Origin of the sequence: Halarcobacter bivalviorum, assembly GCF_003346815.1 — a bacterium.
In the GTDB taxonomy this organism is placed as follows: Bacteria; Campylobacterota; Campylobacteria; order Campylobacterales; family Arcobacteraceae; genus Halarcobacter; species Halarcobacter bivalviorum.
Genome location: NZ_CP031217.1, coordinates 1,487,974 through 1,500,662 on the forward strand (window position 1 = coordinate 1,487,974; position 12,689 = coordinate 1,500,662).

At 28.6% G+C, this 12,689-nt stretch carries 9 protein-coding genes; 7 read left to right on the forward strand and 2 right to left on the reverse strand.

Annotated elements, in window-relative coordinates; genetic code table 11:
- Positions 1-68 precede the first annotated feature (68 nt).
- Together secA and ABIV_RS07595 are read left to right on the forward strand one after the other, a co-directional pair.
- Entirely contained in the window at positions 69-2,687 is a 2,619-nt protein-coding gene (gene secA / locus ABIV_RS07590; protein ID WP_114839295.1) for a preprotein translocase subunit SecA, read from the forward strand.
- Between the two features lies 1 nt (position 2,688).
- On the forward strand, positions 2,689-3,894 hold the full coding sequence (locus tag ABIV_RS07595; protein ID WP_114839296.1) for an ABC transporter permease: 1,206 nt from the start codon (positions 2,689-2,691) through the stop codon (positions 3,892-3,894).
- A gap of 10 nt (positions 3,895-3,904) precedes the next feature.
- Here ABIV_RS07595 and ABIV_RS07600 read toward each other — a convergent pair whose 3' ends face one another.
- A complete protein-coding gene (locus tag ABIV_RS07600) occupies positions 3,905-6,691 on the reverse strand; it encodes a YhdP family protein (protein WP_162917991.1) in 2,787 nt (928 codons plus the stop codon).
- 64 nt (positions 6,692-6,755) lie between these two features.
- Here ABIV_RS07600 and mltG point away from each other — a divergent pair, with 64 nt between their 5' ends.
- The 5 genes from mltG to ABIV_RS07625 all read left to right on the forward strand — a co-directional run bounded on the left by mltG (position 6,756) and on the right by ABIV_RS07625 (position 11,997).
- Positions 6,756-7,856 (forward strand): endolytic transglycosylase MltG, encoded by a 1,101-nt coding sequence (gene mltG, locus ABIV_RS07605; protein WP_205526916.1) that lies wholly within the window; start codon positions 6,756-6,758, stop codon positions 7,854-7,856.
- A gap of 118 nt (positions 7,857-7,974) precedes the next feature.
- Positions 7,975-10,167: an NADP-dependent isocitrate dehydrogenase gene (locus ABIV_RS07610; protein WP_114839299.1), complete on the forward strand. Its 2,193-nt coding sequence runs from the start codon at positions 7,975-7,977 to the stop codon at positions 10,165-10,167.
- 94 nt (positions 10,168-10,261) lie between these two features.
- Positions 10,262-11,203: a malate dehydrogenase gene (gene mdh, locus ABIV_RS07615; RefSeq protein ID WP_114839300.1), complete on the forward strand. Its 942-nt coding sequence runs from the start codon at positions 10,262-10,264 to the stop codon at positions 11,201-11,203.
- Positions 11,204-11,252: 49 nt separating this feature from the next.
- Positions 11,253-11,543 (forward strand): heavy-metal-associated domain-containing protein, encoded by a 291-nt coding sequence (locus ABIV_RS07620; RefSeq protein ID WP_114839301.1) that lies wholly within the window; start codon positions 11,253-11,255, stop codon positions 11,541-11,543.
- Between the two features lie 73 nt (positions 11,544-11,616).
- A complete protein-coding gene (locus ABIV_RS07625; RefSeq protein ID WP_114839302.1) occupies positions 11,617-11,997 on the forward strand; it encodes a SpoIIAA family protein in 381 nt (126 codons plus the stop codon).
- Between the two features lie 27 nt (positions 11,998-12,024).
- Here ABIV_RS07625 and ABIV_RS07630 read toward each other — a convergent pair whose 3' ends face one another.
- The gene (locus ABIV_RS07630; protein ID WP_114839303.1) at positions 12,025-12,600 is read right to left on the reverse strand and encodes a superoxide dismutase; all 576 of its coding nucleotides are present in this window, start codon (positions 12,598-12,600) and stop codon (positions 12,025-12,027) included.
- Positions 12,601-12,689 lie beyond the last annotated feature (89 nt).

Sequence of the window (12,689 nt, forward strand, 5' to 3'; positions counted from 1 at the left end):
GCGATTATAACTAATACCAAATTAAACTAAAAGTATGGCGAAGGATTTGGTTAAAAGGAATTTATTTTATGATTAATGTTTTTTCAAAATTTTTTGGTACATCAAATGACAGAGAAGTAAAAAGATATAGAAAAAGAGCTGATCAAATCACTGCTTTAGAGGCTAAATATCAAGCAATGAGTGATGAAGAGCTACAAACTACTTTCAACAACTTAAAAGAACAAGTTCAAAAAGAAGAATTAAAATTAGATGATGTTTTAAATGACTCTTTTGCAATCACAAGAGAAGCAAGTAGAAGAGTTTTAAAGATGAGACACCATGATGTTCAGCTAATTGGTGGGATGGTTCTAAATGACGGTAGAATCGCAGAGATGAAGACAGGAGAAGGAAAAACTTTAGTTGCTTCATTACCTGTTGTTCTAAATGCAATGACTGGAAAAGGAGTTCATGTTGTTACTGTAAATGATTACTTAGCAAGTAGAGATGCTTCTGAACTAGAACCTTTATACAACTTTTTAGGTTTTCAAGTAGGTGCAATTACTGGTGATTTAAAAGATGATACCCTTAGAAAAGAGCAATACAGTGCAGATATCACATATGGAACAAACAATGAGTTTGGATTTGATTATTTAAGAGATAATATGCATTATGAACTTGAAGAAAAAGTTCAAAGAGAACACAATTTTGTTATTGTGGATGAAGTTGACTCAATTTTAATTGATGAAGCAAGAACACCTCTTATTATTTCTGGTCCAACAAATCATAAAAGTGCAGATTATGTAAAATCAAATCAAATAGCATTACAACTAGAAAAAGGTGAATTAATTGAGCCTAAAGATGCCTCTCAAAAGCCATACACTACTGGAGATTTTACAGTTGATGAAAAAAATAGATCTGTTTTATTAACAGAAGAAGGTATTGAAAAAGCAGAGAAATTATTTGAAGTAGATAACTTATACTCTTTAGAAAATGCAATGTTATCACATAATCTAGACCAAGCTTTAAAAGCAAACTATATTTTTGTAAAAGATGTTGATTATGTAGTAAAAGATAATGAAGTTATTATTGTAGATGAATTTACAGGAAGATTAAGTGAAGGAAGAAGATTCTCTGAAGGATTACATCAAGCTTTAGAAGCAAAAGAAGGTGTTTCTATTCAAGAAGAGTCTCAAACACTTGCAGATATTACTTTCCAAAACTATTTTAGAATGTATAACAAACTAGCAGGTATGACAGGTACAGCGCAAACAGAAGCAACTGAATTTGCAGAAATTTATAACTTAGATGTTGTATCTATTCCTACAAATGTACCTATTCAAAGAATTGATAAAAATGACTTAATCTATAAAAGTGAAGTAGAAAAATTTGATGCAGTTGCAAAAAAGATTAAAGAGTATCATGAAAAAGGTCAACCAGTACTTGTAGGTACAGCTTCTATTGAAAAATCAGAGCATCTACATAGTCTGTTATCTAAATTAAAAATTCCTCATACAGTATTAAATGCAAAACAACACGAAAAAGAAGGAAAAATTATTGCAGATGCTGGACAAAAAGGTGCTGTAACTATTGCTACAAATATGGCTGGGCGTGGAGTTGATATTAAGTTAAATGAAGAGACTTTAGCCTTAGGTGGTTTAGCTATTATTGGAACAGAAAGACATGAATCAAGAAGAATTGATAACCAATTAAGAGGAAGATCAGGAAGACAAGGTGATGTTGGTGAGTCTCAATTTTATCTTTCATTAGAAGATAATCTTCTTAGAATTTTTGGAAGTGATAAGATTAAAGGTATCATGGAAAGAATTGGTATTGAAGAAGGTGAGCATATTGAATCAAAAATGGTTACAAGAGCTGTTGAAAATGCTCAGAAAAAAGTTGAGGCAATGCACTTCGAAAGTAGAAAACACCTACTTGAGTATGATGATGTAGCAAATGAGCAAAGAAAAGTAATCTACTCATTTAGAAATGATTTACTAAATCCTGACTATGATATAAACTCAAAATTAGATGAAAATAGAGCTGAATATATTCAAAACCTTCTTATGCATGCAGAGATTATTGATGGTATGCCTTCTGAAGATTTCAACTATGAATATATTATTTCAAAATTCAAAGAAGAGCTTAACTTATTAGTAGAAAAAGAAGATATTCTTGCTGAAGATTACTCATCTTTAGAAGAGAAATTAATTTCTATTATAAAAGAAGTATATGAAAGAAAAATGAGTGTTGCTGCACCTGAACAAAAAAGTGAAATTGAAAGAATTCTTTATTTACAAATTTTAGATAAGGCTTGGAGAGAACACTTATACTCTATGGATACTCTTAAAACAGGTATTGGACTTAGAGGTTATAACCAAAAAGATCCACTTGTTGAGTATAAAAAAGAGTCATATAATATGTTCATTGAATTAATTGGAAATATCAAAAATGAAATTATAAAAGTTCTTTTTACAGTACAACTTCAAAGTAGAGATGATGCACAAAAAGAGCAAGAAGCACTTGAGAGAATGAAAGCACAAATGGAAGAAGCAAATGAAGGTGCTATTACAAATATAGAAGAGCAACAAATTCTTTCAAATGAAAAGAAAATTGCAAGAAATGAACCTTGTCCTTGTGGAAGTGGTAAAAAATATAAACATTGCCATGGAAAAAGTGGACCTAAAAGAGGTTTAGTGGCAGGAAACTAATTTGAATAAAGAATTAGTAAATTTTATTGTCAAAAAATATTTAAAATTTGACAAAAAAAATCCTTTTATATCAATAAGTGCTATTTTAGCATTTATTGGTGTTGCCATTGGGGTGATGGTTTTAATCATTACTATGGCCATTATGAATGGTACTGCAAAAGAGTTTGAAAATAAACTTTTTACAATGAACTACCCTCTTTCTATCTATCCTAAGTTTCATAATAGTGTTAATCAAGAATTACTTACTTCTTTAGAAAAAGAGTTTCCTAAACTAAAATTTTCTCCTTATTTAAGTTCTCAAGTTATTTTACAAAGTGGAGAGAGTATGAATGGAGGTATGATTTTCGGAGTTGACCCAAAAAGAGAGGCTCCAATTAACTCTATTTATGAAAAAGCTGTTAAAAATTTAACTCTAAGTAAATATGATATTATAGTTGGAGATGGAATTAGAGAAAATTTATATTTATCTTCAGGAGAGAAAGTAACTCTATATTTTACTTCACTAACTCCTACTGGCTTATCTATGATGCCTAAATTAAAAAGATTCACATATAAAAGCTCATTTAAATCAGGTCTTCATGCTTATGATAAAACTTATGTTTATACTTCAATTGAAGCTCTACAAACACTATTAAAAAAACCTGCTACAATTTATGATGGAATTCATGTTTATTCTGATAATGCTATGAAAGATATTGTGGCTTTAAAAGAGTTCTTAGCTTTAAATGGTGCAGGAGTTGTTGGTTGGTGGCAACAAAATGGAAACTTTTTTGCAGCAATGGAAATGGAGAAAAAAGCTCTATTTATTGTATTAATGCTTATTATTTTAGTAGCTTCACTAAATATTATCTCTTCTTTACTTATGACAGTTATGAGTAGAAGAAAAGAGATTGCACTACTTTTATCTATGGGAGCTTCTACAAAAGAAGTTAAGAAAATATTTTTAAAATTAGGTACTATTATCGGTTTTTCTGGTATTTTTGTAGGAATCTGTTTAGGTTTCTTAGGAATGTGGATTTTAGATACATTTGAAATAATCTCACTTCCAGCAGATGTTTATGGAACTTCAAAACTTCCTTTAGACCTATCAACTCTTGATTTTATTTCAATTGTTATTGGAGCTGCAATTATCGTACTAATTTCATCATATTATCCAGCTAAAAAAGCTACAAATATTGATGTAATTGATGTATTAAGAAATGAGTAGAAAAACTTTTCTACTCACTTATTGAATCATATATTTTCTTTGGAGTTTCTATTAATCTTTTAAAGAAATTTACAGGTGCACTCACACCATCTTTAGTTAAGTTAGTTTTATATTTTGGATCTTCTAATGTTCCATAAATCTCAACTTCTGTATCAACCCTTTTTTCATCACCTAAGAAAATATAATTAATCACTGGGATTCCCCCAACAATTCTAGAATAATCTTTTAAAAAGATAAGTTTTAATTTTGAATCAATATTAGAACTAGCAAAATTTATATTTGCATAACCATCAAAATCAACACCATTTCCTTTAGTAAAAATTTTAAACATATTTAAAGCTTTACTAGTGAAATCATAAGTGAAATCAACAGTTCCCTCTATTACTCTATACCCATTAACATTAAATCCACCATTTGTAGCCATTCCAACTACTGATGGTATTGCAAGTAGTGGATTAATAAGAGCAGGCGAAGTATTTATAAGAATTAATAAATTATTTAAAATAGCTAAATCTTTAATTTTACTATCTTTTATATAAGCTGTCCCATTTACTACATTATTTTTACCATGAGCAGAAATATTTACAGTACCACCACTAATTAAATCTTTATTTAATAAAGAGTTCAAAAACTTATCATTCATATTTTTGGCTTCTAGTTTCAAATTACCATTAAAATCCTGATTATATATAAAAGATGTATTTTTATATTTTAATTTAACATCTGTTTTAGATTCTGCAAATATAAAGTTATAAGAAGTAGCTTTTATTACATAATCTTTATTTACAATAATATCAGAGTTCATTCCTTCAATATAGTATGATAAAGGAGTATCCTTTTCTTTAATGACTTCATTTGTATCATAAACTAAATCATAATCTTTAAGATTAACTGATATTTTGTTTTTATTTATATCATAATCTAATTTTAGATTATTGTCTGTGGACTTTATATTTACAACTTTATCTTTATAAGTACCTTCTAATTCTAGTTCTTCTACTTTTTGACCCTCTTTTGAAAAAGGTAATGATAGGTCAATAGCTTTTGCTTTAAAAAATATTCTTTCTTTATTTATATCTACTTTAGCCCAAGTTGCTTTATATATATTATCTTTATCTATTTTAATTTTAGAGTTTTTTAAATCTAATTTTATTTCAGGATAATCATCTTTTAACGTACCTTCTTTTTCATCTAAAACAATATCTATATTTGACAATTTAATTAAAGCAGGCTCATCTTTTTTTAAGATAATATCAATATCAGAGTCATTTGTTTTTATTTCAGTAAATTTATCTGTAATAACACCAACAGCTTCTAATTTAGTGATTTTTTCTGCATTTTTTTCAAAAGGAAAATCTAATCCTTCTACATTAGTTTTAAAAGTAATATCATTCTCTCCTTTGATATTAACCTCTAAATTACCTTTTTTAATATTAATCTCTTTTAATAAATCAGAGTTTTCATAGAGTAAAGCTAACTCATCAACAGATAAAGAGAAAAGTTCATCTTTTATTAGAATTTTTGATTTTAAACTTTTTAAATCAATTTTAGTCTCTTCTTTAAAACTAATCTCTAAAGGAATATGTTGTTTATTTAAATTTAAAATTGATTTATCCTCAGCTTTAAGATTAAAGTCTATTACATCAACAGAACCCTTTGCAGTTAAGGTATTAGTATCTATATCTAAATTTAAATTCCCTTCAATTAACTCTTTATGTTTTACTAAAGAGTCTTTTATATGAACCATATTATCTTTTAATACAACATTTGCACTTTTAGTAAAAAATTCAAAATCATTTAATTTTAAATTTGCATTATTTACAATAAACTTTCCATCTACTCTCATCTTCTTTGAAGCCAGATAAGGAATATTTAATACTAAAGAAGAGTCTGTTTTACCATCTATTTGTTTTAAAGGAAGTTTTATCTCATAAGCTTTTAAAATTTCTAAAATATCATCATTTAATATTGATTTAGTTTTTAAATCAACAATAACAGTACCTTTTTCCATACTTGTTAAATGAGGAATAGATACCCTACTTCCATAAAGCTCACTATTTCCATACATAGGCTTTTCTAAATCAAAAAACAAAGTATCATTTTTGTAATCAATTTTTAAGGTAGGAGTATTTACAGTTTTTGCATCTGGATGAAATCTTATTTTTGCATTTTTGATAACTGCTTGACCTTTAATTGAATCTAAAATAGCCTCTTGTTTTTTTAAATCAATTTGACCATATAGATAGTTTAAGTCTATATTTCCTTCTACATTGTCATACATCCAAGCTTCAGCAACTTCATCAAGTCTAAACATCTTTTTCAAGAATTTTAAAGATTTAATTGAATGAGTAGTATTTACATAAAAATCTAAAAGTTCTTCCGTTAAATTTAAATTTAATTCGCCATCCATATCATCTTTATTAAAGTAACCAAAGAACTTAATTGTTCCTTTAGAAGCATTAATTGTAGATTCACCATAAAGAGTAAGATTTAAATCTTTTGCATATATAGAATATATTTGCATTTGAAGCTCTTCATCTATAAACTTCAGATTTGCAGAAACATTAATATCTTTTGTATCTACATAAATCTCTTCATTATCAATTAAAATTGTAATTTCATTATTTTTTACTTTTAATCTTTCAATATCTATTTTTTCAAAATAGTCTAATATCTTTGGAACTTGTAAAAATCTCTTTTTAAGGTCCTCACTAGAGACTTCTTCTTTGCTCGAAATATAATCAAAAACCAATTCTTCAGCTTCTAAAATAAGTTTTTTATCATATTTTAAATACAATTTCGAAATTGAAAAATTACCCAATGAAAATGAATCAATCTTAATCCCAGAAAAAATGAGAAAAATGGAAAATAAAAAAAAGAGTAAGAGAGTTATTATAAGTAGTTTAATAACTTTTAGCATTATTGAGTTTGTCCTTATAGCAGCAATTACAGTACTATTTTATGTAAATATCCCGTTAACTTCAACGAAAGTATTATATATTCCTAAAGGTAGTACAAATAGTATTATAACACATTTAAACAAAACAGGTTATGAATTAAATAATATAGATAAATATATAATAAATTTTTTAGGTTACCCACAAAGTGGGTGGATTGATTTAAAAGCTCAATATATGAAAAAAGCTGATTTTTTATATAAATTAACAACATCAAAAGCAGCATTAAAAACTATCACTTTAATCCCAGGTGAAACTTCATATGTCTTTTTAAAAGAGATTGCTGAAAAATTTAATCTTTCAGAAGATAAACTAAATAAAATCTATCAAGAGCATGCTTATAAAGCAGATGGTAATATCTTAGCAGAAACATACTCTTTACCATATGGAATGAAAGAAGACCATTTACTTTTCTATCTTTTTTCTAATACAAATAAACAGTATGAAGAGTTTTCTAAAAAAATCTTTGGATACTACGATAAGAGAAAATGGTACTACTATATTATTATGGCTTCAATTATTCAAAAAGAAGCAGCAAGTGTAGATGAGATGCCTCTTGTATCAAGTGTTATTTATAATAGATTAAGACGTGGTATGGCTTTACAAATGGATGGAACATTAAATTATGGAGAATATTCTCATGTTAAAGTAACTGCTCAAAGAATTAGAGAAGATAATAGTTCATACAATACATATAAAAATAGAGGTCTTCCGGAGCATCCTGTTTGTGCAGTTAGCTTAAATGCAATAAAAGCTGCAATATTTCCAGTAAAGAGTGAATATTTATATTTTGTTAGAGATAATTCAACGGGATTACATAAGTTTACAAGCTCTTATCAAGAACACATAAAAAATATTAATGCTAATAGAGGTGTTGAAAAAACATACACTAAAGTAAAAAAAGTTGAAAATAAATATGATAAAGAAGCGAAGAAAATAATGAGTACAGATGTAACAAAACAGAACCCTTCTTCTATCAAATCTTTATGGGATAATGTTAAATAGTATGTGAAAATTTGAAACAATGAAAATTTCCTAAGTTTAGAAAGTAAAAAATTCATTTATCATAAATTTAAATAGTGATATGATGTTTCTACTTTAAAATCAAAACTTAGGAATAGACATGTCAAAAATCATATACACAAAAGTTGATGAAGCTCCAGCTTTAGCAACATATTCATTCTTACCTATTATCAAAGCTTTTACGAAAAGTTCTGGTATTGAAATGGTAACAAAAGATATCTCACTTGCAGGAAGAATTATCGCAAACTTCCCTGAGAACTTAACTGAAGAACAAAGAATTGGTGATCACTTAGCAGAACTTGGTGAATTAACTCAAGATCCAAATGCTAACATTGTAAAATTACCAAATATCTCTGCATCTATTCCACAATTAAAAGCAGCGATTGCAGAGCTACAATCAAAAGGTTATAATGTACCTAACTATGATGAATCTGAAGAGATTACAGCTAGATATGCAAAAATTTTAGGATCTGCTGTTAACCCAGTATTAAGAGAAGGAAATTCAGATAGAAGAGCTCCTGGTGCTGTAAAAAACTATGCAAAAAACAACCCTCATAGAATGGGAGAGTGGCTTAAAACTTCTAAAACTGATGTTGCTTATATGGCTGGGGATGACTTCTACGGTGCAGAAGTTTCTACTACTATGACTGAAGCAAATGATGTTAAAATCTCTTTTGTTGATGAAAATGGAAATGAAAAAGTATTAAAAGCTTCAACTCCATTAGAAGCTGGTGAAGTAATTGATGCAACTAGAATGAGAGCAAAAGCTTTACAAGAATTCTATCAAGAAGCTATTGATGAAGCAAAAAGAAGAGATGTATTATTATCTTTACACTTAAAAGCTACAATGATGAAAGTTTCTGACCCAATTATGTTTGGATATGCAGTAAAAGTATATTTTAAAGATTTAATTGAAAAACATGGAGCATTATTTGATGAATTAGGTGTAAATTTCAACAATGGTATTGGTGATTTATACTCTAAATTAGATGAAGTAGATGCTGATAAAAAAGCTGAAATTTTAGCTGATATTGAAGCTGTATATGCAAAACAACCTAGACTAGCTATGGTTAACTCTGCAAAAGGAATTACAAACTTACACGTGCCATCAGATGTAATTGTTGATGCATCTATGCCTGCTATGATTAGAGGTGGTGGTAAAATGTGGAATGCTGATGATAAAGAAGAAGATACATTAGCAATGATTCCTGATAGATGTTATGCTAAATCTTTCCAAGCAGTTATTGATGATTGTAAAGAGAATGGTGCATTAGATCCAAGAACTATGGGAACTGTTCCAAATGTTGGATTAATGGCTAAAAAAGCTGAAGAGTATGGTTCTCATGATAAAACTTTCCAAGCTGAAGCTAAAGGAACTATCAAAGTTACTGATAAAAATGGAAATGAAGTATTTGCATTTGATGTTGAAGAAGGTGATATTTTCAGAATGTGTCAAGCTAAAGATGCTCCAATTAGAGACTGGGTTAAATTAGCAGTTTCAAGAGCAAGACTTTCAAATACTCCTGCAATTTTCTGGTTAGATGAAAACAGAGCTCACGATGCTGAATTAATCAAAAAAGTAAATGAATACTTAAAAGACCATGATACTTCTGGTTTAGATATCTCTATTATGTCTCCATTAGATGCAACTAAAAAATCTTTAGAGAGAATGAGAAAAGGTTTAGATACTATTTCTGTAACTGGAAATGTTTTAAGAGATTATAATACTGACCTATTCCCTATTTTAGAATTAGGAACATCTGCAAAAATGTTATCTATCGTTCCATTAATGCAAGGTGGAGGATTATTTGAGACTGGTGCTGGTGGTTCTGCTCCTAAACACGTACAACAATTTGTTGAAGAGTCTTATTTAAGATGGGATTCATTAGGTGAATTCATGGCTTTAGCTGCTTCTTTTGAGCACTTAGCAAATACTCAAGACAACAAAAAAGCACAAGTTTTAGCTGATACTTTAGATAAAGCTACTGGAACTTTCCTATTAAATGATAAATCTCCAGCTAGAAAATTAGGTTCAATTGATAATAGAGGAAGCCATTTCTATTTAGCAATGTATTGGGCACAAGAATTAGCAGCACAAGATGTTGATGCTGAATTAAAAGCTGAATTTGAACCAATTGCAAAAGCAATGGCTGAAAATGAAGATAAAATTGTTGCTGAATTAGTTGCAGGTCATGGTAAACCATCTGATATTGGTGGATACTATTTACCAGATGATGCAAAAGCTTCTGCTGCAATGAGACCATCTGCTACATTAAACGCAATTATTGGTTAATAAACCAATTCTTAAAAATTAAAAGGCAAGGCTTTGGCTTTGCCTTTTTTTATACCCAAAAAGTTATAATCACAAAAAAGAAAAAGGAAATATCTTGGTTAATAAAAAAGTAAGTATTATTGGAGTTGGAAATGTAGGTTCAACTTTAGCATATGCTTTAGCAAATAAAGGTATTTGCTCTTCAATTGTACTAAAAGATATTCGTGAAAATATTGTTCAAGCTATGGCTTTAGATATTTCACAAAGTGCAAATGCTGCAAAATCTCATACTGTAGTTAAAGCTGCAAAAGATGGAAAAGATTTAGAAAATAGTGATGTAGTAGTTATTACTGCTGGTATTCCAAGAAAACCTGGAATGAGTAGAGATGATTTACTTCTTACAAATGCAAAGATAATGCAAAGTGTAATTGAAGATGTAAAGACTTATGCTTCAAATGCTATTGTAATTGTAGTATCAAATCCTTTAGATGCAATGGTTTATACAGCACTTAAAACTTCAGGTTTTTCTTCAAATCAAATTGTAGGAATGGCTGGTATTTTAGATAGTGCAAGAATGTCTCACTTTATTTTAGAAAAAGTTGGTTTTGGTGCAGGACAAATAGAATCTTCTGTAATGGGTGGACATGGAGACGATATGGTACCTCTTCCAAACTACTCTACTGTTGCAGGTGTTGCTATTACAGAAATTCTTTCAAAAGAAGAGATAACTGAAATTGTTGAAAAAACAAAAAATGGTGGTCTTCAAATTGTAAAACTTCTTGAAACAGGTTCTGCATATTATGCTCCTGCCCATGCTACTTCACTTATGGTTGAAGCAATCTTAAATAATCAAAAGAAAATCTATCCTTGTTCTGTATATCTAAATGGAGAGTATGGATATAAAGATATTGTAACTGGAGTTCCTGTTATGCTTGGAAGTAAAGGAGTTGAAAAGATTTTTGAATTAGAGTTAAATGAGATGCAAAAATCACTTTTTGATAACTCTGTAAAATCAGTACAAACTTTAGTAGATGTCTTAGAAGAAAAATTCTTTTAAAAACACTATATTTTGATATACTTGCAAAAAGTAAATAAAGGTTTACCAAATGAAAAAAACAGTTGAAGTACACAATGTAAAATGTGGTGGTTGTGCAAATACTTTAATAAAAGGACTAGAAGAAGAGTTTGGAGAAGTTGAAGTAAATTTAGATGTTCATCCAAGACAAATTACTTTAGATATAAATGATGAAAAAATGCAAGAGTTAAAATTAAAACTTAGAAGTTTAGGTTATCCTCTAACAACAGATGAATTAAGTGGCTTTGAAAAGGCTGCAACTACTGCTAAAAGCTTTGTTTCTTGTGCAGTAGGTAAATTTAATGTAGCTACATCTAAATAGTCTATTTTCTAAAATATTAAACTAAATATTAATACAATCATAATAGAACATCTTTATAAAAAAGGAGTCTATTATGATTACTCATAAACATGGTCTTTCAATTGGTTTACAAAGAGTAGATAAAGAGTTTTATTTATATCTAAAGGCTATTGGAAAACTCACACACGAAGATTATCAAATTATTACTCCAATGTTAGATAAAGCATTAAAAGAGATTAAAGAGCCAAAAATTAAAGCTTTATTCGATTGTAGTGAACTTGAAGGTTGGGAAATAAAAGCTGCTTGGGATGACTTAAAATTAGGTTTAAAGCATGGAAATGAATTTGATAAGATTGCAATTATTACAAATAAAAGCTGGCTTGAAATTGGAGCTAAAATATCTTCTTGGTTTATCTCAGGAGAGATAAAAACATTTAAAGCAGAAAAAGAAGCTTTATCTTGGTTAAATAAATAAAAGAGGTAAAACCCTCTTTTATTATAATTATTTAGCTAGGTTTTGTGCTACAAAATTCCAGTTAACAAGTTTCCAGAAGTTTTCTAAATATACTGGTCTTGCATTTCTAGTATCAATATAGTATGCATGTTCCCATACATCACATGTTAACACTGGAGTTAATCCTGAAGTAATAGGTGTACCTGCATTTGAAGTAGAAACAATTTCTAATTTACCTCCATTTTTAACAAGCCAAGTCCAACCAGAACCAAAGTTATTAACTGCTGCATTTGTAAACTCTTCTTTAAATCCATCAACAGAACCAAAAGCTTCAGATAATGCTGCTTCAACTTCAGAAGGGATTTCAGAACCATTAGGAGTTAATCCATTCCAGAAAAAATCATGATTAAATACTTGTGCAGCGTTATTAAATACTCCACCTTCAGAATCTTTTACAATCTCTTCTAATGAAAGATTTTCATATTTTGTTCCTTCAATTAAACCATTTAATTTAGTAACATATGTTTGGTGATGCTTTCCATAGTGAAATTCTAAAGTCTCTTTAGACATATGTGGCTCTAAAGCATCTAATTCATAAGGTAGTTTCATTAATTCATGTTTCATATAATTTTCCTTTTTAAAATAATTTATTCGTAATATAATAATACAAAACTAACTTAAAAAGTAATTAATAAAAATAATGTAGATTTTCT

Coding starts and splice junctions, on each gene's coding strand:
- secA (WP_114839295.1), top strand. CDS start 69: ATGATTAATGTTTTTTCAAAATTTTTTGGTACATCAAATGACAGAGAA.
- mltG (WP_205526916.1), top strand. CDS start 6,756: ATGGAAAATAAAAAAAAGAGTAAGAGAGTTATTATAAGTAGTTTAATA.
- ABIV_RS07610 (WP_114839299.1), top strand. CDS start 7,975: ATGTCAAAAATCATATACACAAAAGTTGATGAAGCTCCAGCTTTAGCA.
- ABIV_RS07630 (WP_114839303.1), bottom strand. CDS start 12,600: ATGAAACATGAATTAATGAAACTACCTTATGAATTAGATGCTTTAGAG.
- ABIV_RS07620 (WP_114839301.1), top strand. CDS start 11,253: ATGAAAAAAACAGTTGAAGTACACAATGTAAAATGTGGTGGTTGTGCA.
- ABIV_RS07625 (WP_114839302.1), top strand. CDS start 11,617: ATGATTACTCATAAACATGGTCTTTCAATTGGTTTACAAAGAGTAGAT.